We start from the raw sequence: 24971 nt of genomic DNA, 5'->3' as shown, positions 1-24971 counted from the left end.
TATGTTCAGTGCGCCGCCTGTACAAAAAGTTTCCGTGGTGATCCCGGTCTATAACGAGCAGGAGAGCCTGCCGGAACTGATCCGCCGCACGACTGCCGCCTGCGAGACGCTCGGCAAAGCTTATGAAATTCTGCTGGTTGACGACGGCAGCAGCGACAATTCCGCGCGGATGCTGACCGACACCGCGCAGGCGGAGGGCAGCCACATTGTTGCCGTACTGCTCAACCGTAACTACGGCCAGCACTCGGCAATTATGGCCGGGTTCAGCCACGTTACGGGAGATCTGGTGATTACCCTGGATGCTGATCTGCAAAACCCGCCGGAAGAGATCCCGCGTCTGGTCGCCAAAGCCGACGAAGGCTACGACGTGGTCGGCACCGTGCGGCAAAACCGCCAGGACAGCCTGTTCCGTAAGCTGGCGTCTCGCACCATCAACCGTCTGATCCAGCGCACCACCGGTAAAGCGATGGGCGACTACGGCTGCATGCTGCGCGCCTATCGCCGCCACATCGTCGACGCCATGCTGCACTGCCATGAGCGCAGCACCTTCATTCCGATTCTGGCGAACACCTTTGCCCGTAAAGCGACGGAGATCCCGGTGCTGCACGCCGAGCGCGAGCACGGGGAGTCAAAGTACAGCTTCATGCGTCTCATCAACCTGATGTACGACCTGATCACCTGCCTGACCACCACGCCGCTGCGCCTGCTGAGCGTGTTCGGCAGCGTTATCGCGCTGGCCGGGTTTGCGCTTTCCGTTCTGCTGGTCGTTCTGCGGCTGGTCTTTGGTCCCCAGTGGGCGGCGGAAGGGGTCTTTATGCTGTTTGCCGTGCTGTTCACGTTCATTGGCGCCCAGTTCATCGGTATGGGTCTGCTGGGTGAGTACATTGGCCGTATTTACAACGATGTTCGCGCGCGTCCGCGCTATTTTATTCAACGTGTTGTCCGTCAGGAGCACCTGGCATCTCAAGAGGAAAACCACCCATGAAAACCGTCGTCTTTGCCTATCACGATATGGGTTGCACGGGCACGCAAGCCTTGCTGGACGCAGGCTTCGACATTACCGCCATCTTCACCCATCCGGATGTTGCCGGGGAAAACCACTTCTTCGGCTCGGTGGCGCGTATTGCGGCTGAACACGGTATTCCGGTTTACGCCCCGGACGATGTGAACCATCCGCTGTGGGTGGATCGTATTCAGAAGCTTGCGCCGGACGTGATTTTCTCTTTCTACTACCGCAATCTGCTTTGCGACGACATCCTGAGCGTGGCGACAAAAGGCGCATTTAACCTGCACGGCTCGCTGCTGCCTGCCTACCGTGGCCGTGCGCCGCTGAACTGGGCGCTGGTTAACGGTGAAACGGAAACCGGCGTAACGCTGCACAAAATGGTACGCCGTGCCGATGCGGGCGGTATCGTGGCACAGCTGAAAGTGGGCATTGGCGCTGATGAAACGGCGCTGGAGCTGCACCACAAGCTCTGCATCGCCGCGCAAAGCCTGCTTCGCGACGCGCTGCCGACGATCCGTCAGGGGACTTTTACCGAAACCGCGCAGGACGAAAGCAAGGCAAGCAGTTTTGGTCGCCGCACGCCGGAGGACGGGCGACTGGACTGGGCGAAACCGGCGCGTCAGCTGCATAACCTGGTGCGCGCCGTGACCGACCCGTGGCCGGGCGCGTACAGCTTCGCCGGGGTCAGTAAATTTATCGTCTGGAAATCCCGCGTGCGTGAGGACATTCCGGCGGCAAAACCGGGCACCGTCATCTCCGTCTCTCCGCTGATTGTGAGCTGCGGCGAGCAGGCGCTGGAGATCGTCACCGGACAAACGGATAACGGGCTGTACGTGCAGGGGGCGCAGCTGGCGCAGTCTCTGGGGCTGGTGGCGGGGGCGCTGATCACCAGCGCGCCGGTGGTGGCGATCAAACGCCGCACGCGCGTCTTAATCCTCGGCGTAAACGGGTTTATCGGTAACCATCTGACCGAACGGCTGCTGGAAGACGACAATTACGAGATCTACGGTCTCGATATCGGATCCGATGCGATCGGTCGATTCCTCACTAATCCCCGTTTCCACTTCGTTGAAGGGGACATCAGTATCCATTCCGAATGGATCGAGTACCACATCAAAAAATGTGACGTGGTGCTGCCGCTGGTGGCGATTGCCACCCCGATTGAATACACCCGTAACCCGCTGCGCGTGTTCGAACTCGATTTCGAAGAGAACCTGAAGATTATCCGCGACTGCGTGAAATACGATAAGCGCATCATCTTCCCGTCGACGTCGGAAGTGTACGGCATGTGTACCGACAATAACTTCGATGAAGACACCTCCAGTCTGGTGGTCGGGCCGATTAACAAGCAGCGCTGGATCTACTCCGTCTCCAAGCAGCTGCTGGATCGCGTGATTTGGGCCTACGGCGAGAAAGAGGGACTACGCTTTACCCTGTTCCGTCCGTTTAACTGGATGGGGCCGCGCCTGGACAACCTGAACGCCGCGCGTATCGGCAGCTCCCGCGCCATCACCCAGCTGATCCTCAACCTGGTGGAAGGTTCGCCCATTAAGCTGATTGAAGGTGGCAAACAGAAACGTTGCTTCACCGATATCAGCGACGGTATTGAAGCGCTGTTCCGCATCATCGAAAACAAAGACGGCCGCTGTAACGGAGAGATCATCAACATCGGTAACCCGGACAACGAAGCGAGCATCCGCGAGCTGGCGGAAATGCTGCTGGCAAGCTTTGAACGTCACCCGCTGCGCAGCCAGTTCCCGCCGTTTGCCGGTTTCCGCGAAGTGGAGAGCAGCAGCTACTACGGCAAGGGTTATCAGGACGTTGAGCACCGCAAGCCGAGCATCCGCAATGCGAAGCGCTGCCTGAACTGGACGCCGACGGTGAAGATGGAGCAGACCATTGATGAAACGCTCGACTTCTTCCTGCGCACCGTGGAGCTGTCGGAACAGGCATCATGAAAAAGGTCGGTTTACGCATTGACGTCGACACCTTTCGCGGCACGCGCGAGGGTGTGCCGCGGCTGCTGGAACTGCTGAGCAAGCACGACGTGCGTGCCAGCATTTTCTTCAGCGTCGGGCCAGACAACATGGGGCGTCACCTGTGGCGCCTGGTTAAACCGGCCTTTCTGTTCAAAATGCTGCGCTCGCGCGCGGCATCGCTCTACGGCTGGGATATCCTGCTGGCCGGAACCGCATGGCCCGGCAGGCGCATCGGCGCGGAAAATGAAGCGATCATCTGCAAGGCCGCGCAGCATCATGAAGTGGGGCTGCACGCCTGGGATCACCATGCCTGGCAGGCCTGGGCGGGCGTGTGGGATATCCCCCGCCTGGCGCGTGAGGTTGAGCGCGGCGTGCTGGAGCTGGAAGCCATTACCGGCCAGCCTGTGCGCTGTTCCGCCGTGGCGGGATGGCGGGCCGACCAGCGCGTGGTGAAGGCCAAAGAACACTTTGCCTTTCGCTACAACAGCGATTGCCGGGGCACCGGACCGTTTTTACCGCTGCTGGGGGAAAACCGAACCGGCACGGTGCAGATTCCGGTCACTCTTCCGACGTGGGATGAAGTGGTCGGGCGCGAGGTGAGTGCCGACAGGTTTAACCGTTACATTCTGGATGCGATGCACCGCGATGCCGGTACGCCGGTTTATACCATCCATGCCGAAGTGGAAGGCATTGCGTATCAGCAGGATTTCGACGCGTTGCTTGCGCTGGCGGCGCAGGAGGGCATTCAGTTCTGCCCGTTAAGCCAGCTGTTGCCGGAGGATCCTGGCACGCTGCCCCTGGGAAAAATCGTCCGTCGTGAAATGGCTGGCCGGGAAGGCTGGCTTGGCTATCAACAAACCGTGAGCCCGGCACTATGAAAACAGCCCGCTATGGCCTGACGCTTCTCGCCCTGTTTGTCGTTTACTACCTCCTTCCGGTCAACCTTCGCCTGTTATGGCAGCCTGATGAAACGCGCTATGCGGAAATCAGCCGCGAAATGCTGGCCTCCGGCGATTGGGTGGTCCCGCATTTCCTCGGGCTGCGTTACTTTGAAAAACCCATTGCCGGTTACTGGGTGAACAGCATCGGGCAATGGCTATTTGGACACACCAATTTTGCCGTTCGCGCGGGGGCGATATTCTGCACCGGGCTGACGGCGCTGCTGGTGATCTGGCTGGCCTGGCGTCTCTGGCAGGATAAGCGGGTGGCGATCTTCTCCGGCCTGATCTTCTTAACCCTGTTCCTGGTCTATGGCATCGGCACCTACGCCGTGCTGGATCCCATTATCACCCTCTGGCTGGTGGCGGCTATGTGCAGCTTCTGGCTGGCTTCGCAGGCGAAAACGATAGCCGGAAAAGCGGGGGGCTACATTCTGCTGGGGCTGGCCTGCGGCATGGGCGTCATGACCAAAGGCTTCCTGGCGCTGGCGGTACCGGTGATTGGCGTGCTGCCGTGGGTGATTGCGCAACGACGCTGGAAGGAGGTGCTGGTTTTCGGCTGGCTGGCGATCCTCAGCTGCGTACTTATCGTCCTGCCCTGGGGGCTGGCAATCGCTCAGCGTGAACCCGATTTCTGGCGTTACTTCTTCTGGGTGGAGCATATCCAGCGCTTTGCCCGGAGCGATGCCCAGCATAAAGCGCCGTTCTGGTACTATCTGCCGTTCCTCATCGCGGGAAGTCTGCCGTGGCTGGCGATGCTGCCGGGCTCGCTGCGCCTGGGATGGCGAGACAGAGAAAACGAGAGGGCGGGGCTTTATCTGCTGGGCTGGATAGTGATGCCGCTGCTGTTCTTCAGCATCGCCAAAGGCAAGCTGCCGACCTATATCCTGCCGTGCTTTGCGCCGCTGGCGATCCTGATGGCGCGCTACGCCTGCACCGTCGCCGAAAAAGCGTTACGTATTAACGGTGGGATCAATATCGCGTTTGGCGTGCTTGGCATGCTGGCGGCGCTGGTGGTATCGCCATGGGGGCTTGCTAAACATCCAGTCTGGACACCGGTCGAATTGTACAAAGTCTTCTGTGCCGTGGTGGCGTTTCTGGTCTGGGCCTCGGTGGGCTGGTTTACCCTTAAAAATCCGCAGCGCTGGTGGCTGGCGGCGCTTTGCCCTGCCGGGCTGGCCCTGCTGGTGGGTTTTGCGATCCCGGACCGGGTAGTGGATTCCAAACAGCCGCAGTCGCTGGTGGATTCCGTTCGCGAGCCATTACAGATGAGTAAATTCGTCCTGGCGAACAACGTTGGTATAGCCTCCGGGCTGGCGTGGGAGCTTCAGCGTAATGACATCATTTTGTATGGGCAGAGCGGTGAGCTGAAATACGGCCTGGATTATCCGGACGCTAAGGGGCGTTTTGTGAGCAAAGATGATATCGCGCACTGGCTTGAAGCGCATCGTCAGCAAGGACCGGTGTCGCTGGTGATCCTGCTGTCGAAAAACGACGACCTGGCCCGCGCCGGGCTGCCAAAACCGGACAACCTGACGATTCAGGGGCGTCTGGCTTACCTGCAATATCTGCCGCAGTGATGGCCTGGATCTGGCTGGTGCTGGCAAGCCTGTTGAGCTGCGCAGGTCAACTGTGCCAGAAACAGGCGACCCGGGCAGGCGGCGGTCAGCAGGTCGCCCTGTGGCTTGGGCTGGCCCTGCTGATGCTGGGTGGCGGGATGGTTGCCTGGCTGGTGGTATTGCAGCATCTGCCCGTCGGGGTGGCGTACCCCATGCTGAGCCTTAACTTTGTCTGGGTAACGCTGGCGGCAAAAATCGTCTGGCATGAGCCTGTCCCGCTACGTCACTGGCTGGGCGTCGGGTTGATTATCGTCGGGGTTATTTTGCTGGGAGGAAGCCTGTGAACGGTGCGTGTTGGGCGTTATGCAGCGTAGTGTTAGTCAGCGTGGCGCAGCTGCTGCTGCGTCATGCGATGGTGACGCTGCCCCCGATGAGCGACGCTTTCTGGGCAGCCCTCTGGCATATAGCCCCCGGTACGGGCGCGCTGATGCTGGGGCTGACAGGCTATTGCGCCTCAATGGGCTGCTGGTATCTGGCATTGCATCGTATGGCGCTCAGCAAAGCGTATGCCTTGCTGAGCCTCAGTTACATCCTGGTGTGGAGTGCTGCAATTTTACTGCCCGGCTGGGGAGAATACTTTTCCTGGCGCGGGCTGGCGGGCGTCGGCTTGATTATACTCGGCGTGCTGGTCATTTTTATGCCGCAGAAATACCGGAGTAAGTAACCGCTTCCGCCGTTAAGGTGAAAGGCGTAGGGGTACAGACCGCCAGGCTCAGCGAGCCGAAGCGTAGCTGACTGACCGGGAGGGGCTGGGCGGTGCTGTCAATACTGACAATCTGCCACGCGCTGCCGCCACGCTGTTTGACGATCGCCTCTTTGCGCGTCCAGATACGCCAGAATGCGGAAAGCTGCTCTTCCGGCGCTTCACGTTCCAGCTCGTCATGTTCGGTGAGGCTGAAAACGGCATTCGCCAGCGCCTGCCAGTTCTCCCGCGGGCGGATCACTTCGATATCGCAGCCCACTTCACCTTCATCGCTCATCAGCAGGGCAATGTCGTCCCCGCTGTGGCTCAGGTTAAACCACAGAGGATGGCCGTTAGCGAAGGCCGGTTTTCCCTGCTCGCCGTAAATTATCTCGGGAAGCGGTGAGGGGGATAAGGTTCTGGCGAGCAGCGTCCGGCCTGCAAGCCAGGAAGCGTGTCGTGCACCCTGAGGTGCCATGTCTGCGAGCGTTGACGCCAGCGGGTCCGCGCTAAGGGTGGAGATCTTTCCCAGTACAAACTGGTACATAGTTACGCCCAGCGTTTAATGATTATCGAGGTATTGATGCCGCCAAAGGCAAAGTTATTGCTCTGAATAAATTCGCAATCAATCGGGCGGGTTTCCCCCATAATATAATCTAAAGCGCCGCATTGCTCATCCGGTTGTCTTAAATTGAGCGTTGGCGTGAACCAGCCCTCCCGCATCATGTGCAGACTCAGCAAGGCTTCCAGCGCGCCGCAGGCGCCCAGGGTATGGCCGAAATAACTCTTTAAGGATGAGATGGGCACGCTGTCGCCGAAAATGGCGGCGGTCGCCTGACTCTCGGCGATGTCCCCGCGATCGGTTGCCGTGCCGTGGGCAGAAATGTAGCCAATCTCCTGAGGGCCAAGGCCCGCCATCGCCAGCGACTGCGCCATACACACCTGCATGGTTTCACGCTGGGGCTGGGTGATGTGCGCCGCATCGCAGTTGGTGGCAAAGCCCACGATCTCGCCATAGATTGTCGCCCCGCGCGCTCTGGCGTGATCCAGCGCTTCCAGCACCAGCGTGCCCGCCCCTTCGCCAATCACCAGACCATCGCGCTGAACGTCAAACGGCGACGGCGTGGTTTTTGGCGCGTCGTTACGCTGGCTGGTGGCAAACAGGGTATCGAAAACCGCCGCTTCCGACGGGCACAGCTCTTCCGCGCCGCCTGCCACCATCACCGTCTGGTAGCCGTGACGAATCGCTTCCCAGGCGTAGCCAATCGCCTGGCTGCCAGAGGTACAGGCGCTCGAGGTGGGGATCACCCGTCCGCGCAGGCCAAAGAACAGCCCGGTATTCACCGCCGTGGTGTGCGGCATCATCTGCACGTAGGTGGTGCCGGTGATGTTGTGGGTGTGCTTTTCGGTGAGCATAGAGGCAAACTCGCTGACCGGCCCGGTGCTGCCGGTCGACGAGCCGTAGGCGATGCCGGTCTGACCGTTGGTCAGCACCGCGTCGTCGATCAGTCCCGCCTGCTCCAGCGCCAGCTCGGTGGCGCGGGTAGAGAGCAGCGACACCCGGCCCATGGCGCGAATGCGCTTACGGGTATAGTGAGCGGGGAGAGTGAAGTCTTCAATCGGCGCGGCGAGCAGGGTTTGCAGGCCGTCATACGCCTGCCACTCCGTCATGGTACGCACCGCATTTTCATACTCGCGCAGACGGCGCGAGATGGTCGGCCAGTCCTCGCCGAACGCGGTGACGCCGCCCATGCCCGTAATCACTACCCGGCGGGTCATAGCATGCCTCCGTTAATCGAAATCACCTGACGCGTCACATAGCCTGCTTTATCCGACATCAGGTAACTCGCCAGCCCGGCGACCTCCTCGGCCTGGCCCATACGCTGCATCGGGATCATCGACATCGCCGCGTGCAGCGCAGCTTCGTCCATCTCGATCATGCCGGTATCGATCAGCCCCGGCGCGATGCAGTTGACGGTGATTTTGCGTTTTGCCAGCTCGGTGGCGAGCGCTTTGGTGGCGCCGATGATCCCGGCTTTCGCCGCGCTGTAGTTCACCTGCCCACGGTTGCCCATAATGCCTGACACCGACGACAGAGTGATGATCCGCCCGCCCTTGCGGGTGCCGATCATCGGCATAATGCAGGGATGAATGACGTTATAAAAACTGTCGAGATTGGTGTGGATCACGCTGTCCCAGTCATCGTCGCTGAGCGCCGGAAAAGCACCGTCGCGGGTAATACCGGCGTTACTGACCACGCCATACCACGCGCCGTGGTCAGCGATCTCCTGTTCCAGCACCGTGCGGCACTGCTCGCGGTTGCTCACGTCGAAGGTGAGTAAACGGCCCGCGCCGCCTGCCTGGACAATCGCTTCCAGCGTCTCCTGCGCGCCCGCTTCATCACGATGGTAATGCACGCCGACGGTGAAACCGTCCGCCGCAAGCTGAAGGGCGATAGCGCGGCCAATGCCTTTGCTGGCGCCGGTGACCAGTACGGATCTCATGATGGTGTTCCCTGGTTGAAAAGTGTGGTTAATTCTTCCTCGCTCGGCTGGAAGGTGTTCACGCGGCCCGTGGCGAGGGAGACACTATCCGCATGAATGGTGCACTCGAAGCTGCCAAAGCGTTCATCCTGCATCAGACGTTCGATGGTGATGATCAGCGTGCTGCCTGCGGCAAAATGCCCTGCGTCGCACACCAGCTCGCGCGCGCCCAGCACCATGCCCAGCGCACAGTGCGGCAGCCCTTTTTGCATCCGGTGCCATTCAGACCAGACGCCCACGGTCTGGGCCATCAGCTCCAGCGCAAACCAGCCAGGCAGGTTGCCGTCCGCGTCCAGGAACGGAGCCAGAACGCCCCGATCGTTCACCGTCACGCTGCAAACGGCGCGGTCATCGGTGACGCTTTCCACGCTCTCAAGCAGCAGCATCGGCGTGTCGTGAGGAAGATAATCCCCGGGAGGTAAGTAGCGCATCATACCCTCCCCAGCAGAAGGCTGGCGTTGTTGCCGCCAAACGCGAAGGAGTTTGACAGGATCGCCGGTTTATTCAGCGGTGCGCTCTGGTGCAGCAGGCCGAAGGCGGGCAGGGTGTCGTCTGGCGCGTAGCGGGAAAAATCCTGCGGCGGCAGCGGCAGATCTCGGGTCAGGATCAGCCAGCTCAGGGCGGCCTCGGTGATCCCCGCTGCGCCCAGCGTGTGGCCGGTAAGATGTTTCGTGGAGCTGCACGGCACTCGGTCGCCAAAGAGATCGTGGATCACCTGCGCCTCAATGCGATCGTTCAGCGGCGTGGCGGTGCCGTGCAGGTTGATATAGCCGACGTCCGCCGCCGTCATGCCCGCCTCGTTCAGCGCCTGGTTGATGGCGCGGATCGCCCCTTCGCCCTGCGGATGCGGGGCGGAAATATGGTACGCATCGCTGGATTCCCCCGCGCCCAGGAGCGCAACCTCGCCCGGCTCGCGGGTCAGCACCATCAGTGCCGCCGCTTCGCCAATGGTGATCCCCCGACGGTGGCGGCCAAACGGTTCGCACAGGGTTGGGGAGAAGGACTCCAGGCTGTTGAAGCCGTTGACCGGCATGCGGCTCAGGCTGTCGGCCCCGCCGACGATGGCGACGTCCACCAGCCCGGCGTCAATCAGACGACGACCGCTGACGATCGCCCGCGCGCTGGAGGAGCAGGCGGTTGAGATGGTATACGCCGGGCCGTCCAGCGCAAGCCAGCGGGCGAGAAAGCGCGACGGATCGCCCAGCTCCTGCTGCGGATATTGCCACTGCGGGCTGCTCTCGCCGTTCTGCGCGCGGCGCACGTACTCATCACCCTCGTCCAGCCCGGAGGTGCTGGTGCCCAGAACAACCGCCACGCGGTCGCGCCCCACGCGCGCAATGGCCGCATCGACGGCGGGCCGGATTTGCGCCAGCGCCGCCAGCAGCAGTTGGTTGTTGCGGCTGCGATGCGCAGAAAAAGACCCGGGGACAGGGGGAAGTTCACCCTCCACGCCCCCCAGCACGGCCTCGGGTAAGCCCTGTAGCCAGCCCGCACGCTGACGCATCCCGGGGGCCACGCCAGCGATCAGGTTCGCCGCTATTTCATCAGCCGAGTTGCCGAGCGCGTTGACCATGCCAACGGCAGAAAGGTAAATCATCTCAGTCACCCAGATATTGAATGGTGATGTGGTAGTGAAATGCGTGCTGCACAATGCTAATCGGCTCGCGCCTGCCGTTACGGTTCAGGTAGACAATTTCCGTGACCAGTTTGCCCTCGGGGTTGCGCAGTTCGCGTCTGGTGTCAGTATCGTTCAGCGTCCAGCCTTTCGGCAACTGCGGCTGCCAGGCGCTGAGCGGCCAGTGGCTCAGCATCACGTCGGCCAGCACCTGGCTGGCTGGCGGCAGCTGTGGCATCACAACCGACTGCTCGGTGTGGATCCCGATGTCGTCGTAGGTGGCGAGGAACAGGCGGATCCCGACGGAGGAGAGGCCGGCAAGCGTCACTTTATTTTCATCGGCGTTCAGCATTACCAGCAGCGACTGGGTCTGGCCTTTAAAACTGCCGGTAAGCAACTGCTGCGCGCGGATGGCAGGCGTGATGCCCGGCGGGGGCAGCGTGACGCGGGTGCCGGGCTGGAGCCAGGCCTGAGGGCGTGCGTCATCGCGGTTCGTCGTATGGCTACACCCCGCCAGCAGCAGGGCCAGCATCACTGCCGCCAGGCGAATGAAACGGGTCATGGTAAGTTCTCTTTGTTAGACGGCATCGCCAGCGGGGCGAGCAGGAACGCGGTGAAGATACCGCTCACCAGCACAATGCCAAAGCTGCTGATGGCCTGAGTGGTGCTGAACACCAGCATCCCCAGCGTCAGCAGGGTAGTCATCATGGCGAGGGTAATCGCCAGCATGGAGGTCAGCGGCGTGCCGCGCGGGTTGCTGAAAAACAGCGTGTAGTTAATGCCAATGCCGAGGACCAGGACCAGCGCCAGCAGGGAAAACAGGTTCACCGGATGGCCCGTCACGGCCAGCGCCGCCAGCCCGCCGGCCAGCGACAGCACGGACGGCACCAGCGCCACCAGCCCTTTTCGCCAGCCGAGGCGTAGCATCGCGCCGCAGGCAATCACCGCCAGCGCCACGCCCAGCAGCCCCGTCAGCAGCGAGCGGTAGAGCGCAAACAGGCTGTCGAAGCTGGCCTTACGGTCAACCCAGACGACCCCGGGATGGCGGGCGGCCAGCTCACCGAGCGCGGCGCTGTTTCTGACGCCATCGACCGGGACCAGCACACCGCTTTTGCCGTCCGGCAGCGTCAGCCACAGCAAACGCCAGCCCTCGCTGGCCGGGCTGGCGAGCCACGCTTCCACGCTGACAGGCATGGCGTTCAGGTTCGGTGGGACGGCGTTCAGCCCCGTGCTTTGCAGCATTTTCATCACCGTCGGCGCGGCGTTACGCAGAAGATGCAGATCGCTGTTCTGCCGCGCCAGCGAGTTCAGCGGCAGGGTGCGCCAGCGGGTTAATTCACCGGCTTTTTGCGCCTGCGCCAGCGCCGGGGTAAACGCCTCCAGCCGCTCCAGCGTTTCCTGAGCCGACGCGCCGTACACCACGAACCACTTCTGATCGACATTTTGCCCGGTCAGGGCGGTGATGGTTTTTTCCTGCGCCAGAATGTCCTGCGGCAGCGCCTGAAGCCGGGCGATATCGTCATCCACCCGCAGGCTGGCGATCCCGATGGCGGAGAGCAGCGCCAGCGCTACCGGCAGCCCGACAGAGAGGGCTTTACCGTCGCGCCAGGCGTTCAGCCAGCGCTGCATAATCCCTCTCAGGGGGACCGGGCGGACCGGCATGCCCCGGCACAGCCACGGATGCCAGAACATTACCGTCAGGCACGAGGCGCTCAGCCCTGCGGCGGCGAACACCGCCATCTGACGAATGCAGGGGAAGGGGGCCAGCATCATGAAGAGATACGCCACGACGGTGGTCAGCAGCGCCAGCAGCAGCGCGTTACGTACCTTCGCCAGGCTTTGCCAGGGCGAGTGTTCCGCGCCGTGCACCATCCGCTCCGTGAGGTAGTAAATCGTATAGTCCGCCGAGATGCCGATGATGCTCATGCTCATCACCAGCGTCATCAGGTGCAGTTCACCGAACAGCAGCAGCGTCACGACCGTCCCCGCCAGCGCGCCGATGGCAATGGAGAGCAGGCTCAGCAGCAGCGGACGCACGGAGCGAAACACCGACACAATCAGCAGGATCACCCCGAGCACCGTGGCGACGCCAAGCGTGGAAATATCGTTTTTAGCCTGCTGGCTGGCGTAATCGCTGTAGAACACCGTCCCGCGCGAGAGCAGCTGCGCCTGTGGATACTGGCTTTTCAGCGTCTGCTGCAACGCGTTAAGGGTAGTCACCAGCTGGTGGGTTTGCTGCATATCAAACGACGAGCCCGCCTGCTCGCCGTGCAGCAGATACCAGTAGTTCCCGGCCGCGTCTTTTGTCACCAGCCAGCCGTCCATCAGCTGCATCTTCTGGCTGTTTTTCGCCAGTGCGAGCTGCGCGCCGCGCATCAGCATCAGCGGATCGTTTTGCAGCTCCTTGCCGCTCACGCCGGAAAAGGCGGAGTAGAGCTGGGACAGGACCCACTGTGCCTGTGCTTCACCGCCGTTTTGCAGGCGGGCGCGGGTGGCCGGATCGACCAGGCCATTGCGGTGCTGCCAGAAGAAATCTCCCCAGGCCTGTTGCCCGGCGGCATCCAGCGGACCTTTTACGACACTCAGCGCCTGGCTGCGTTGCAGCAGGGTTAACCACTGCTTCGCCACGCGCGGGTCCGGCTGTTTGCCGGGGCTGACCAGCCAGATGAGCTGGCGGTCGAGGCGCTGCATAAATCCGTCGTTGAGAGCGGGAGGGATCGCGCCGAGCGTCTGTTTCGGCAGCATGGCGAGCACGCTGCTGTTCAGCCGCGCGCCGGGCAGCAGCGACAGCAGCACGCCCAGCAGGATCAGGCATACCGCGGCCCACAGCAGCGCCGGGCGCAGGGCGTTACGGTGCGGCAAAGCGCTGGCGTTCTGCATCGGTCAGGCGGGCGGGCGTCAGTTGGTGGCGGGAGAGGGCGATATCCGTCGTGTCGCCCTGCTTATCGTTCAGGCGAATGGATTCCAGATAGATCGCCCCCTTCAAATCAAGGGTGGAGAAAATCTTGTCCAGCGGCGTGGTGACGGGCGTCAGCACCAGCGACCAGCGGCCTTCGCCCAGGTCTTTGAAATCGACGCGGAAGTTCTCTTCCAGCACCTTGCGGTCGGCCTGGAACAGCGCCCGCAGCAGATGGTTGAACTGGAACATCTGCGGGTTAGTGTCGGCGGTAATGGTCTGCGGCGGCTGACCGTTGACGATCTGCACCATCCGTTTGTCATCCAGCAGCAGCGTCATCGGGAAGGGCGCTTTTTGATCCCACAGCAGGCCATTGTCACGGGCGATCAGCATCTCCCCCTGCGAGCGCAGGGGCTGAGGCATATCCTTGATCGTGCGGATCTGTTCGAAGTGTGCGCGCACTACCGGTTGCTCCGCAAACCGCTGTTGCAGTTCATCCAGCGTGATCGCGTTCACCAGCGGGCTTACCAGCAGCGCGAGTAGCGTTATCCATTTCATGGCGCGATCCCCATGCGTTCGAACAGAATGGCCGGGCTGACAAAGCACATCTCCCGGCTTGCTTCTTCCACCGCCACCTGAATCGTGTAGCCGGTGGTGGTGCGTTTCCCGGTTTGCGCGTCGAAGATTTGATAGGCGATGCGCAGACGGTTTTCAACCTCTTCAATGTGGGCGCGGACGCGAATGCGCTGCTCGAAGGTCACCGCGTCGCGGTATTTCACCCGGGTATCCACCACCGGCCAGACGTAGCCGGACGCTTTCATCTGGCGATAGCCGTAATCAAACTGGTTGAGCAGCGCTTCGCGGGCAATCTCAAAGTAGCGGAAGTAGTTGCCGTGCCACACCACGCCCATCATATCGACGTCGTGGAACGGAACGGTGATTTCAACTTCAGCCGTAAAGCGGGGATCGGTCAGCACCCTTTACTCCTTCTCGTTGACCTCTGGCAGCTGCCAGAAATCGAAAAAATTAAACCAGTCGAGCGGCGACAAGAGCGCGTAATGCTCCAGCCGCTGCGCATAGCGGTCGACGGTCTGCTGTAGCGCCTGCTGGCGTTCGCCGCGCGGCAGCAGCAGCGGGTCGGCAAACGGCTCGCAGTGCAGGGTCAGCTTTCCCTGCTGACAGAGGGCAAAAATCAGCACCACCGGGCAGCGCAAAATGGACGCCAGGATAAACGGCCCCTGCGGGAACGGCGCGGGCTGGCCCATAAATTCGCTCCATATCACCCGCCAGCTACCGCCGCGCTGCGGGGTGACGGCGATGCGATCGCCCACGATCGCCACCCATTCGCCGCGATCCAGCTTCTCTTTAATGAGGATCGCAGTCTCCGGGCCAATGTCGGTGACCGGCATCAGGTGAATGCCCGCCTGCGGTGCCATCTCCTCCATCACCTGCTTAAAGCGTCTGGCGTTGTCGCTAAAGACCAGCGCGTTGATGGTTTTTGCCCCTTCGCGCTGGGCCAGCGCCCGACAGGCTTCCACATCGCCAAGATGCGACGCGAGCAGCAGTTTGCCCTGAGGATCGTCGAGCCCCAGCGCCTCCTGCGCGCCTGGCGCAAAGACCAGATCGCGATGGAGTTTCATTTCGCCGCGCCAGCTGGCCACTTTATTCAGCATGGCATGACCGAAGCGCAGGAAGTGGGAAAAACTGTTTAGCCGCGCGAGGGGCGGCATTTGCCGCTGTGCCATCACCGTTTTAACCCGCGCCAGCCACTGCTGCGACGCCTGGCGCGCAGAACGGGCGGTCAGCCAGTATACGGCGGTGACCGGCCACAGCAGGGCGGTAAACGCCTTACGCCCCAGCAGCTGCCAGACGCGCAGCATCAGGCGCATGCCCCATAATCCTTTTACCTCCTGCTGCTGCGCCCAGTGCTGTGAGCGGCGACGCATCAGCAGGGAAGGAATGCGCGGCAGCATGCCGAGAAACAGACGGGTATGCATCAACGAGATGCGCACGTTGTCTTTCAGGGCATCAAAATGGGATACCCCGTCCGGCGGATAGGTCACGCGGGTGGGCAGAAAATAGCTGGTGTTGCCCTGCCAGTAGAGGCGCACCATCACTTCGGTATCAAAATCCATTCGCCTGCCGAGCGGCGTGGTTGCTGCAAGGCGCAGAACCGGGGCTATCGGGTAAACGCGAAACCCGCACATACTGTCTTTCAGTTGCAGGGAGAGGGTTTCAATCCAGACCCAGACGTGCGTTATCCAGCGCCCGTACAGGCGCGAACGGGGGATTGAGTCATCGTAAACGGGCTGCCCGGAAATGAGCGCATCGGGATGACGCCCGGCCAGCGCCAGCAGTTTGGGAATGTCCTCGATAGCGTGCTGGCCGTCAGCGTCCACCTGAACGGCGTGGGTGAAGCCGCGATCGGCGCAGGCTTTCAGCCCCTGCATCACCGCCGCGCCTTTGCCGCTGTTTTCGGCCAGCCGCAGCAGTGTGATCTGCGGACGATCCGCCGCCAGCGCTTCAAGCGTGCGGCGCGTGGTTTCATCGCTGCCGTCGTCCACCACCAGACAGGGCAGATCGAAAGGTGCCAGGCGCGCCAGCACCGAAGCCATCATCGCCCCGTGGTTGTAGCAGGGGATCAGCACGCAGGGACGGAAGGTTACTGACATAAGCGAATCTTCCCGCTGCTGGCGGTGTGGCGCTGGTTACCCGCATGGCGCTGGTAGCTAAAGGTCAGCAACTGGCGTTCAGGCTGCCAGGCAAGGAGCAGCGTGACCGTGTTCTCCGGCAACAGCGGGGCGGCGAACTTCACGTTCTGAATACTGTGAAAACGGTAGCCCGACGCCAGCGCGGCGGCGTAATGCATCACCCAGTCGAGCTGCGCCACGCCCGGCAGCAGCGGCTGTACGGCGAAATGTCCCTTAAACCAGAGCAGGTCAGGATCAAGATAAAAGGTTATCTCCAGATGCTGTGGATCGGGCTGGAGGCGCCCGATTTCAGGGATCTTCATGAAACAACTCCTGTAGCTGCGCAGTCACGCGCTTGTTCATGCTGTTGACCGGGATTTCATCAACGATCCGCCAGTAGCGCGGTACGGCAACCGGTTCAAGCCAGGGGCGAAGGGCGCGTCGCCAGGCGAGCTCCTGCGCTGTTTTGCTCTGTTCGTGTTGCTGACGCACCGCTTCATTCAGCACCAGCAATACGCCAATGCCCTGACGCCCGCCGCGCGTCACCGTCAGCGCGGCGGCCTCGCGGATGCCGTCCAGCGCCAGCAGGCGGCGCTCAATGTCATCGAGCGAAATGCGTTTATCCTCAATTTTGACCACCCGACCACGACGCCCGACGAGGCTGAACTGCCCGTCAGCCGTGAAGTGCAGGATATCATCCAGCACGATTCCCTCCGCCTCGGGGATCAGCGGCGACGTCACGCGATCGCCGTGAAACGCCACGCCGGGAAAAGGCTGCCAGCGCGTGCTTTCCTCCTGACGGTAGCGCCAGGCCATTACGCCCGTTTCCGTGCTGCCGTATATTTCATCCGGCCAGACGTTGAGCCAGGCCTGAACCGCGGCGACCTCCAGCCAGGGCAGTGCGCCGCCGGCGGAGACGAGCAGGTTGACGGGGGGCGGCGTCAGCGACGCGTCCAGCCGCTTGAGAAACGCCGGACTGCTGATGAAAAGATAGCGTTTATCGTCGGGAAGGGCAGAGAGCTGCTCGGCATAGTTGAGCAGGCTGGCATGCAGCGGCAGGCCGAGCGCCATGGGTAAGACAACACGAAACGTCAGGCCATACAGGTGGTGCAGCACCACGGAAGCCACGACGTGACAGCCCGCCAGACGCTCGCCAAAATGCGCCGCCAGCAGACGAGCCTCACGATCAAGGCTGACCACCGGCTTACTTACCCGCTGCGGCGAGCCGGTCGAGCCGGAGGTGTAAAGCTCGATCGTGCGCATCTCACCGATGGCAGGCAGCGGTGAAAAGGGATGGCCTGCCCGCTGCGCGGAAGCCACCCGCAGCTGTCGCCCCTGAAAATCGAGCGTGGTGTCGCTCAGGACGCCGCTGAACAGCGCCCGCTGTTCGTTAAGCTGCGCCGCCCGGCTGTGCCCGGGGAGGACCGGCGTTTTACCCGCATGCAGCGTCGCCAGCAGCGCGACAATAAACAGATAACCGTTTTCGATGCACAACGCCCAGCGCTCGCCATCTTCACGACGCAGCGTGTCGACCAGCTGAGTGACGTCGTGGCGCAGATCGCCAAGCGTCCAGAGATGGTCGTCCTGCCAGGCGACAGGGGTGTCGTCAGGGCGGGGCGCACTGAGCCACTGGCTAAGCGGAAGAGGGTTAAGCATCGTTTTTCATCGCCCGTTGTCGCACCACCCACTCGCCAGCCATCAGCGTGCCCATCAGGAGATAGGCAATCATCCCATTCCACAGCGTCCACAGACGGATATCGGCGTGTAATACGGTAAACAGCGCGATCGCCCCGTTGATAATAAAAAAGCCGCACCAGACCTGGGTAACCCGGCGCGTGTAACGTACCCCGACGGGGGAGAGATCCGGTTCACGCAGGCGCGCCAGCCGTTCAACGACAGGCATTGCCGTCCACAGCGAACCGCCAAACACCACCAGCATCACCAGATTCACCACCACCGGATATAACAGCACCCACTGGTGCGCGTGCAGGACGTAGCTCGCCGCGCAAAGCGCTATGCCAGCCAGCGCCACGCTCACGAACAGATAACGCAGGGGGCCGCCCTGCCGACGGGCCTGGCAGACGCGCAACAGCAGCACCAGCGCCATCACGGGCAGTATCCCGTGCAGGCTATTATTCGCCAGCCCGAAGCCGATCAAAAACGGCCATGCCAGCAGCATCAGCCCCGTCAGGGCGGGAAGAACTGGAATCGAACGCACGTTACGCGTCGCGCTGAAGCTGTTCCACAACGTCCACGACGTCCTGCACCGTGCGCACCGCTTTGAAGGTTTCGGGCTTGATTTTATGGCCCGTTTTCTTTTGCAGGTGCACCACCATATCGACGGCATCAATGCTGTCGAGGTCCAGATCCTCGTAAAGACGTGCCTCAGGGGTAATATCCTCTGGGGCGATTTCAAACAGCGTAATAAGAAGCGCAGAGACTTCCTGATAAATCGTTTGTTGTTCTGTCATAGCGGTCATTCTCAGGCGCGTTGTTGATGGATAAAAGCCGCGAGCGTGGCAACGGAATAGAAGTGCTGACGCATCTCGTCACTTTCGGCAGAAAGCACTACGCCGTACTGATTTTTTACCGCCAGACCCAGCTCAAGGGCGTCGATTGAGTCCAGACCGAGGCCGTCGCCAAAGAGCGCGGCGTCTGTATCAATATCCTCTGGGGTAAGTTCTTCCAGATTCAGCGTAGAGATAATGAGATTCTTAATTTCAAGATAGAGCGCTTGCATCTTTCGTTCCTGACAAAGATTGAAGACCGGTTGTTAACTGATGCTGCATATGCCGGTTTAACTGCCTTGCTGCCAGCGCGGGTTCGTGCTGACTCGCATCATAAAAATCATGAATGTTGATGCGTTCGCGAACATCCACGGTGAAAACAGGTTTGTTGGGGGGCACGTTATACCAGCTGCTCTGTTTATCCAGCATCCGTTCGCTACAGTGGATCACCACCACGCGCAAGGCGCTGTTGCAGCGAACGGCGATATTCGCCGCCCCACGTTGCAGGGTCATGGCTTCCCCCACCCGGGTGCGGGTGCCTTCGGGGAAGATAAGCAGGGTGTCGCCCTGGGCCAGACGCTGCTGGCTTGCGGCAAGCAGCGTGTCGGCTTCGCTGTTAATCAGATAGTCAGCCGCGCGGATCACGCCGCTGACGAACGGGTTACGCAGCAACGCGCTTTTCACCAGACAGTCGGTTTCGTTCATCACCGACGCCAGCAGAACGTAGTCCAGCAGCGAGGGATGATTCGCAATCACCAGACAGCCCCGCTCGGCGCGCAGAACGTCCAGGTTGTTGAAACGGTAATCCAGCACCCCTGCACCGCGTACCACCGCGAGGAACAGGCGAAAACTGGCAGAAATAGTGCGGCGTGCCAGGCGGCGACGTTGAGTGCGGTCGCGCTGGAAAATCAGCAGCAGGTTAAACCACACCAGCGACAGCGTCAGCCCGCCGAGGCCGAACAGGACGAAGCACAATCCGGTCATCAGCATCCGCCATACCCGATCGAGGCGGGAACGTAACCCTCTCATTGGCGCGTCCATTGCCACAGCAGGCGCTCGCCCGGCAGGGTAAACTGGCGCTCGTCCCGCAGGTAATGGCGAAGGAACTGGAGACTTTGCGGCAGCGCGGGCTCTTCAGGCGCGCGGTTGACGTGCGTTTCACAGCTGAGCGTATTTCCCGCCTCAATCACCAGCGCCAGCGCGTAGGGCCAGACGGGCATCTGCGGCGGCAGCCCGGCGTGATAAAAATCAGGCAGCAGACCGTCGAAATCCACCAGCAACACGCGGGAGTAGCCCGCATGCAGCAGGCTCAGCACGTCGCACAAGCTCTGCTGGAAGGTATCCATACCGGCGGAAACCGACGAAGAGACAACAGGCTGACGCGCGGCGATAGTAAGATTGCCGACCGCCGAGTTGTGTACCGACATGGCAAAATCGGTGGGGGAAACGGGCTGTTCTGCCGCCAGGGCCTGGAGAATACGGAAATTGCGCTCCAGCTCCCCATGACGGCTGCTGTAGACGACGGCATCGATGCGGTGTTTGCGCAGCATCATCAGGCCAAGATCGACGGCCAGCCTGCTGCCTGAATTCAGGCGGCGGGCGGTCATCATCGGCAGATCGGTCAGTTTCGCCAGCGGTGCAGCGGGATCGATGGCGTCAGACCGGCGTGACCATGCCTGCCATTCGTCGGCATCGCTGAGTCCTGGCGCTCTTGCCTGCCAGTCGATAAGGGTAAGTGTAAATTTCATCTACGCGCGTCCGCGATAAACCTGTTTCTGTGACTTTTTCTTCGCCAGCGCGATTTGCTGCGCACATCGTACAATGTTGTCGTCGCGCTGGCGAATAAACGTCACTTTTGACCCTTTCCACCCGGTTATCCCGGCAAACGGCTTTTTGGCCGACCCGGACCCAGAAGAATGGCGAGTTTACTGCCTCCTTTCGTGGTTTCCATCCAGATTTTACAGACGCTGGTGAGCGGCACGGAGAGCAGCATGCCCACCGGACCCAGCAGCCATCCCCAGATCAGTAACGATAAAAACACCACCATCGTCGACATGCCCAGACGGTGGCCCATCATGCGCGGCTCGAGAATGTTACCCAGCACCATATGCACGACAAGGAACAGCGCCCCTACCAGCATGCACTCATAAAAACCGTTAAACAGGAACGCCTGGATCATCGGCGGAACGGCGGAAAGCACCGCGCCGATATTGGGTACGTAGTTTAGTAAAAAGGCCAGCACGCCCCACATCAGCGCGAACTGCACGTCCAGCAGTACCAGCCCCAGCCAGACGATCACGCCGGTCCACAGGCTTAACAGCGTTTTCAGCGCCAGATATTTGGATACGCCCTTCAGCGCGCGGTGCAAGCCGGCAATGTGGATCTGAGGATTGTTCAGGGCAAAACGCAGTTTATACGGCACGTGGCGTACTTCGAACAACATAAACACCACCGTCATCACCAGCAGCAGAATGCTGGCCATTGCCCCGGAAAGCCCGGTCATCAACGTGGTGGCGTAGGTCATCACCTTCTCGGAATCCATCCGACGCAGCATCCGTTCCGGTGAGATATGCAGATTCACGAACGGCAACATGCGCTGAAGATCGACCAGCTTGCGCGTCAGCTCTTTATTGTACTGCGGCAGCATGGTGGAAAATTCGCTCAGCGAGGCAGCGAGCACGCCGAACAGCGCCGTCAGGACAACCAGCATCACCATCACCACAATGGTAATCGCGACCGGGCGGCTGATGCCCCGGCGTAAAAACCATGTCACTAGCGGGTTGAGCACAATGGCGAAAAACAGCGCCAGCAGAAGCTGAACAATGATATCCGCCGCCGCGTGGATACCCGCAAGGATAACCACCAGGCAGGCAAGTTTTAATAAAATATGAAGTCCGGCTTTGTCGGGCGGGCTGGCAGTCATAAGAATTCCTTTTTCCGGGGGGCGTGTTAATTGTAGTGCGCCGGATGGGCTTCGTCTGGCGTGTTAGTCTGAAAGTCGTGGCAAAAAAATGGCCCCCGGCGCAAGCGACGGAGGCCACAGCATCCTGGTGAACGATTACTGGATCACGAGGGTGTTAATGATGTTTTCAGCGGCGGTCTGCGCTTTCTGCTGATTGTCTGCCGGCAGGGTGATCTGCATGGTCAGCAGTTTATTGTCCACCTTGCCGAGCACCACGGAGGAGTAGGCGGTCTGGCCTTTGGCAGAGATGATGCTGTCCAGTTGTTGCAGCGTGTGGCCTTTCAGTTCAACAGACTTGTTGGTGACCACCTGAAGCTGCGGGTCGCGGCTGCGCTGCTGATCTTCCAGGCGTTTGGCCAGCACGCCCAGATCTTCGCTGGTATCGTCACCGACGATCACAATCACCGCTTTTTGGCCGGTGGCATCGGAATAGACGTGCATATTGTTCGCCTGGGTACCCAGCTTACCGCTCTGGTCGGTCATGTCCGCAGGCAGAGAGAAACTGAGTTTGCCATCCATCAGGCTCACCGGCTGACCGGTGGCGTTGCTTTCTGCTGACGCGCCCTGAGCAGGCGTTTTGGTGTCGCTGTTATCACAGGCTGCAAGGCCAACAACCAGCAGGCCAATCCCGACATATTTAACCAGATTGCGCATTGACTTCTTCCTTTCGATAAACGGCCATAACGGCTCATTCGTTCATCTTATCACAACTGATAAAGCGAACCCTTAACCTGCCTGCAATGCGGAGATTTCAGATTTATCTGCCAGCCTTTTCAGCAGCATATTCAACAGTACGCCGTACATCGGCAGGAAGAAGACCAGACTGATAAGCACCTTAAAGGCGTAGTCCACCAGAGCGATTTCCATCCAGTGTTCTGCCATGAAGGCGTCCGGGCTGCGCCAGAAGGCGATGAAGAAGAAGGCCAGCGTATCGCTCACGTTACCGAACAGCGTGGAGGCCGTTGGCGCCATCCACCAGCGATGGTTTTGACGCAGGCGGTTAAACACGTGGACATCGAGGATCTGCCCGAGGGCATAAGCCATAAAGCTGGCGGCGGCAATACGCGCGACAAACAGGTTGAAGTGCATCAGCGCGTCGAAGCCCTGCCAGCTGCCCATGTAAAACAGCGAGGAGATGGCGTAGGAGACAAACAGTGCCGGGATCATCACCGCAAAAATAATCCGCCGCGCCAGCGGTGCGCCAAATATACGCACGGTTAAATCCGTCGCGAGGAAAATAAACGGGAAACTGAACGCGCCCCAGGTGGTATGGAAACCAAAAATGGAGATGGGGAGCTGTACCAGATAGTTACTGGAGATGATCACCAGCAGATGAAATAGCGAAAGCCAGAACAACGCCTTGACGCGCTGCGATTGTGTAAAGGAGTTCATATTGTACCTTTTTGATTAATATTTGGGGTGAGGGAACCCAATAAAGCCGCCGCATGATACTGCTTTGACGACACTTTGCAATGGCTAATTTTCACGCAATCGTTAACCTGGTTTGCATTGGCGATAGCGGGGCGTAAACTACAGCCGTTTTTACCTGAACGAGAAGAAAATGACCGACCTGTTTTCCAGCCCAGACCACACGCTTGATGCTCAGGGCCTCCGTTGCCCGGAGCCGGTAATGATGGTGCGCAAAACCGTGCGCAACATGCAGACCGGCGAAACGCTGCTGATCATCGCTGACGACCCGGCTACCACCCGTGATATCCCCGGCTTTTGTACCTTTATGGAACATGAACTGGTGGCGCAGCAAACCGAGACCTTGCCGTACCGGTATTTGATTCGTAAGGGGTAAGTGCGGCCTGATGCGCGGCGGCGCTTCGCTTGCACGGGCCTACGGGTGTAGTAGGTCGGGTAAGGCGCAGCCGCCACCCGACAAGTACACATCACAATTTCGAACCATCGTTTCAAAATTTCGCGCTTTTGTGAGGCGCTTCACCCTCCCTTTTCCAGCCGTAGTCTAATTTTTAAGCGTCAAAAACTAAAACATCGTTTTAACGCTTATCTCACTACCCTGGAGTTGACTCAATGAAAACGACCCTCAAGCCGTTACTGGCCGCGCTGTGTCTGTCTGCTTTCGCCTGCACCGTTTCTGCCCAGACCATTAAAGCCGCCGATGTGCATCCCGAAGGCTACCCGAACGTGGTGGCGGTTCAGCACATGGGTGAAAAACTCAAACAACAAACCGATGGCAAGCTGGAGATTAAGGTCTTTCCCGGCGGCGTGCTGGGGGATGAAAAGCAGATGATTGAGCAGGCGCAGATGGGGGCGATCGACATGATCCGCGTCTCTATGGCGCCGGTGGCCGCCATCCTGCCGGATATCGAAGTGTTTACGCTGCCCTACGTATTCCGCGATGAAGACCACATGCACAAGGTGATCGACGGGGATATCGGCAAGCAGATCGGCGACAAACTCACCGCCAACCCGAAATCGCGTCTGGTCTTCCTTGGCTGGATGGATTCCGGCACCCGTAACCTGATCACCAAAGAGCCGATCGTCAAACCGGACGATCTGAAAGGGAAGAAAATCCGCGTGCAGGGCAGCCCGGTGGCGCTGGCCACGCTGAAAGCGATGGGGGCGAACTCGGTGGCGATGGGCGTCAGCGAGGTTTACAGCGGCATGCAGACCGGGGTGATCGACGGCGCGGAGAACAACCCGCCAACCTTTATCGCCCACAACTATATGCCGGTCGCCAAAAACTACACGCTGAGCGGCCACTTCATCACCCCGGAAATGCTGCTCTATTCCAAAGTGAAATGGGACAAGCTCAGCGCTGACGAACAGCAAAAGATCCTGGTGCTGGCCCGCGAAGCGCAGTTCGAGCAGCGCAAGCTGTGGAATGCGTATAACGACCAGGCGCTGGCGAAAATGAAGGCCGGCGGGGTGCAGTTCCACGACATCGATAAAACGGTGTTTATCAAGGCGACAGAGCCGGTGCGCGCGCAGTATGGCGATAAGCATCAGGATCTGATGAAAGCCATCGCTGACGTCCAGTAAACCGGAGTACGTATGTCCGAACTCTACCTGAAGTGGATGGACCGTCTGTACCTGTTCGCCATGGCGGTGGCAGGTATTTCGCTGTTGGTGATGACGATTGTCATCCCCATCGGCATTTTTTCACGCTACGTGCTCAATCGCGGCGAATCCTGGCCGGAGCCGATCGCCATTATCTGCATGGTGACGTTTACCTTTATCGGCGCGGCGGTGAGCTACCGCGCCGGGTCGCATATTGCGGTCAACATGCTCACCGACCGCCTGCCCGCGTCGCTGCAAAGAGTGTGCGCGCGGATGGTGGATCTGCTGATGCTGCTGATTTCAGGCCTGATGTGCTGGTACAGCTACTGGCTGTGCGTCGAGCTGTGGGAGCAGCCGGTGGCGGAGTTTCCGCTTCTGACCTCCGGCGAAAGCTATCTGCCGCTACCTGTCGGGTCGGCCATTTTGATCCTGTTTGTGCTTGAACGCCTGCTGTTTGGCTCGCAGGAAAACCGTCCGGTCGTGCTGATCGGCAATCACAGTTAAGGG

At 60.4% G+C, this 24971-nt stretch carries 29 protein-coding genes; 9 read left to right on the top strand and 20 right to left on the bottom strand.

Features of this window, described 5'->3' with window-relative positions:
• Position 1: 1 nt before the first annotated feature.
• Genes arnC through arnF form a run of 6 tightly spaced genes read left to right on the top strand, consistent with a single transcriptional unit; the run spans position 2 to position 6206 of the window.
• On the top strand, positions 2–985 hold the full coding sequence (arnC, locus tag AC4OVU_RS20845; protein WP_045348748.1) for an undecaprenyl-phosphate 4-deoxy-4-formamido-L-arabinose transferase: 984 nt from the start codon (positions 2–4) through the stop codon (positions 983–985).
• Entirely contained in the window at positions 982–2964 is a 1983-nt protein-coding gene (gene arnA / locus AC4OVU_RS20840) for a bifunctional UDP-4-amino-4-deoxy-L-arabinose formyltransferase/UDP-glucuronic acid oxidase ArnA (protein WP_015571500.1), read from the top strand. The genes arnC and arnA overlap by 4 nt, the downstream gene beginning before the upstream one ends.
• The gene (gene arnD / locus AC4OVU_RS20835; protein WP_062939217.1) at positions 2961–3863 is read left to right on the top strand and encodes a 4-deoxy-4-formamido-L-arabinose-phosphoundecaprenol deformylase; all 903 of its coding nucleotides are present in this window, start codon (positions 2961–2963) and stop codon (positions 3861–3863) included. The genes arnA and arnD overlap by 4 nt, the downstream gene beginning before the upstream one ends.
• Entirely contained in the window at positions 3860–5503 is a 1644-nt protein-coding gene (arnT, locus tag AC4OVU_RS20830) for a lipid IV(A) 4-amino-4-deoxy-L-arabinosyltransferase (RefSeq protein ID WP_015571498.1), read from the top strand. The genes arnD and arnT overlap by 4 nt, the downstream gene beginning before the upstream one ends.
• Positions 5503–5826: a 4-amino-4-deoxy-L-arabinose-phosphoundecaprenol flippase subunit ArnE gene (gene arnE, locus AC4OVU_RS20825; RefSeq protein WP_015571497.1), complete on the top strand. Its 324-nt coding sequence runs from the start codon at positions 5503–5505 to the stop codon at positions 5824–5826. The genes arnT and arnE overlap by 1 nt, the downstream gene beginning before the upstream one ends.
• Complete coding sequence (gene arnF / locus AC4OVU_RS20820) at positions 5823–6206, top strand: 4-amino-4-deoxy-L-arabinose-phosphoundecaprenol flippase subunit ArnF (protein WP_017693827.1); 384 nt, start codon at positions 5823–5825, stop codon at positions 6204–6206. Before arnE ends, arnF begins: the two co-directional genes overlap by 4 nt.
• Here the strand turns inward: arnF and acpT are convergent.
• The 20 genes from acpT to AC4OVU_RS20720 all read right to left on the bottom strand — a co-directional run bounded on the left by acpT (position 6178) and on the right by AC4OVU_RS20720 (position 22829).
• Entirely contained in the window at positions 6178–6771 is a 594-nt protein-coding gene (gene acpT, locus AC4OVU_RS20815) for a 4'-phosphopantetheinyl transferase AcpT (protein ID WP_017384106.1), read from the bottom strand. The two genes, arnF and acpT, sit on opposite strands and share 29 nt — an antisense overlap.
• Before the next feature lie 2 nt (positions 6772–6773).
• Entirely contained in the window at positions 6774–8003 is a 1230-nt protein-coding gene (locus tag AC4OVU_RS20810; protein WP_017384107.1) for a beta-ketoacyl-ACP synthase, read from the bottom strand.
• Positions 8000–8731, bottom strand: coding sequence for a 3-ketoacyl-ACP reductase FabG2 (locus AC4OVU_RS20805; RefSeq protein WP_026080665.1), 732 nt, complete (start codon positions 8729–8731; stop codon positions 8000–8002). Before AC4OVU_RS20805 ends, AC4OVU_RS20810 begins: the two co-directional genes overlap by 4 nt.
• Complete coding sequence (locus AC4OVU_RS20800; RefSeq protein WP_026080666.1) at positions 8725–9198, bottom strand: hotdog family protein; 474 nt, start codon at positions 9196–9198, stop codon at positions 8725–8727. Before AC4OVU_RS20800 ends, AC4OVU_RS20805 begins: the two co-directional genes overlap by 7 nt.
• A complete protein-coding gene (locus AC4OVU_RS20795; RefSeq protein WP_023304573.1) occupies positions 9198–10364 on the bottom strand; it encodes a beta-ketoacyl-[acyl-carrier-protein] synthase family protein in 1167 nt (388 codons plus the stop codon). Before AC4OVU_RS20795 ends, AC4OVU_RS20800 begins: the two co-directional genes overlap by 1 nt.
• 1 nt (position 10365) lies before the next feature.
• Positions 10366–10944 (bottom strand): DUF3261 domain-containing protein, encoded by a 579-nt coding sequence (locus AC4OVU_RS20790; protein ID WP_110292447.1) that lies wholly within the window; start codon positions 10942–10944, stop codon positions 10366–10368.
• Positions 10941–13262, bottom strand: a complete 2322-nt coding sequence (locus AC4OVU_RS20785; protein ID WP_110292448.1) for an MMPL family transporter — start codon at positions 13260–13262, stop codon at positions 10941–10943. Before AC4OVU_RS20785 ends, AC4OVU_RS20790 begins: the two co-directional genes overlap by 4 nt.
• Positions 13231–13836 (bottom strand): outer membrane lipoprotein carrier protein LolA, encoded by a 606-nt coding sequence (locus AC4OVU_RS20780; RefSeq protein WP_110292449.1) that lies wholly within the window; start codon positions 13834–13836, stop codon positions 13231–13233. The genes AC4OVU_RS20785 and AC4OVU_RS20780 overlap by 32 nt, the downstream gene beginning before the upstream one ends.
• Entirely contained in the window at positions 13833–14255 is a 423-nt protein-coding gene (locus AC4OVU_RS20775; protein ID WP_006812302.1) for an acyl-CoA thioesterase, read from the bottom strand. Before AC4OVU_RS20775 ends, AC4OVU_RS20780 begins: the two co-directional genes overlap by 4 nt.
• A gap of 3 nt (positions 14256–14258) precedes the next feature.
• Positions 14259–15950, bottom strand: a complete 1692-nt coding sequence (locus AC4OVU_RS20770; RefSeq protein ID WP_110292450.1) for a glycosyltransferase family 2 protein — start codon at positions 15948–15950, stop codon at positions 14259–14261.
• Entirely contained in the window at positions 15941–16291 is a 351-nt protein-coding gene (locus tag AC4OVU_RS20765) for an ApeI family dehydratase (RefSeq protein WP_033488080.1), read from the bottom strand. The genes AC4OVU_RS20770 and AC4OVU_RS20765 overlap by 10 nt, the downstream gene beginning before the upstream one ends.
• Positions 16278–17624, bottom strand: coding sequence for a class I adenylate-forming enzyme family protein (locus tag AC4OVU_RS20760; RefSeq protein ID WP_110292451.1), 1347 nt, complete (start codon positions 17622–17624; stop codon positions 16278–16280). The genes AC4OVU_RS20765 and AC4OVU_RS20760 overlap by 14 nt, the downstream gene beginning before the upstream one ends.
• Positions 17617–18216, bottom strand: coding sequence for a COG4648 family protein (locus tag AC4OVU_RS20755; protein WP_023304569.1), 600 nt, complete (start codon positions 18214–18216; stop codon positions 17617–17619). The genes AC4OVU_RS20760 and AC4OVU_RS20755 overlap by 8 nt, the downstream gene beginning before the upstream one ends.
• Positions 18188–18439 carry an acyl carrier protein gene (locus AC4OVU_RS20750; RefSeq protein ID WP_003861262.1) on the bottom strand — a complete coding sequence of 84 codons (252 nt, stop codon included), beginning with the start codon at positions 18437–18439 and terminating at the stop codon, positions 18188–18190. The genes AC4OVU_RS20755 and AC4OVU_RS20750 overlap by 29 nt, the downstream gene beginning before the upstream one ends.
• An 11-nt stretch (positions 18440–18450) precedes the next feature.
• The gene (locus AC4OVU_RS20745) at positions 18451–18708 is read right to left on the bottom strand and encodes a phosphopantetheine-binding protein (RefSeq protein ID WP_003861263.1); all 258 of its coding nucleotides are present in this window, start codon (positions 18706–18708) and stop codon (positions 18451–18453) included.
• Entirely contained in the window at positions 18689–19504 is an 816-nt protein-coding gene (locus AC4OVU_RS20740; protein WP_110292452.1) for a lysophospholipid acyltransferase family protein, read from the bottom strand. Before AC4OVU_RS20740 ends, AC4OVU_RS20745 begins: the two co-directional genes overlap by 20 nt.
• Positions 19501–20223, bottom strand: a complete 723-nt coding sequence (locus AC4OVU_RS20735) for a beta-ketoacyl synthase chain length factor (RefSeq protein WP_015571484.1) — start codon at positions 20221–20223, stop codon at positions 19501–19503. The genes AC4OVU_RS20740 and AC4OVU_RS20735 overlap by 4 nt, the downstream gene beginning before the upstream one ends.
• Positions 20224–20348: 125 nt before the next feature.
• A complete protein-coding gene (locus AC4OVU_RS20730) occupies positions 20349–21398 on the bottom strand; it encodes an AI-2E family transporter (RefSeq protein WP_003861270.1) in 1050 nt (349 codons plus the stop codon).
• Positions 21399–21533: 135 nt separating this feature from the next.
• On the bottom strand, positions 21534–22091 hold the full coding sequence (locus AC4OVU_RS20725; protein ID WP_003861272.1) for a DcrB family lipoprotein: 558 nt from the start codon (positions 22089–22091) through the stop codon (positions 21534–21536).
• A gap of 72 nt (positions 22092–22163) precedes the next feature.
• Positions 22164–22829, bottom strand: coding sequence for a 7-cyano-7-deazaguanine/7-aminomethyl-7-deazaguanine transporter (locus AC4OVU_RS20720; protein ID WP_006812293.1), 666 nt, complete (start codon positions 22827–22829; stop codon positions 22164–22166).
• Positions 22830–22998: 169 nt separating this feature from the next.
• On the opposite strand from AC4OVU_RS20720, the gene tusA reads away from it, so the two are divergent.
• The 3 genes from tusA to AC4OVU_RS20705 all read left to right on the top strand — a co-directional run bounded on the left by tusA (position 22999) and on the right by AC4OVU_RS20705 (position 24968).
• Entirely contained in the window at positions 22999–23241 is a 243-nt protein-coding gene (gene tusA / locus AC4OVU_RS20715) for a sulfurtransferase TusA (RefSeq protein ID WP_032653764.1), read from the top strand.
• A gap of 233 nt (positions 23242–23474) precedes the next feature.
• Positions 23475–24446 carry a TRAP transporter substrate-binding protein gene (locus AC4OVU_RS20710; RefSeq protein WP_015571483.1) on the top strand — a complete coding sequence of 324 codons (972 nt, stop codon included), beginning with the start codon at positions 23475–23477 and terminating at the stop codon, positions 24444–24446.
• A gap of 12 nt (positions 24447–24458) precedes the next feature.
• Positions 24459–24968 carry a TRAP transporter small permease gene (locus AC4OVU_RS20705; protein WP_015571482.1) on the top strand — a complete coding sequence of 170 codons (510 nt, stop codon included), beginning with the start codon at positions 24459–24461 and terminating at the stop codon, positions 24966–24968.
• Positions 24969–24971: the final 3 nt, after the last annotated feature.

The organism is Enterobacter sp. 6722112 (assembly GCF_058661685.1).
This window is presented reverse-complemented; position numbering and strand designations above follow the sequence as displayed.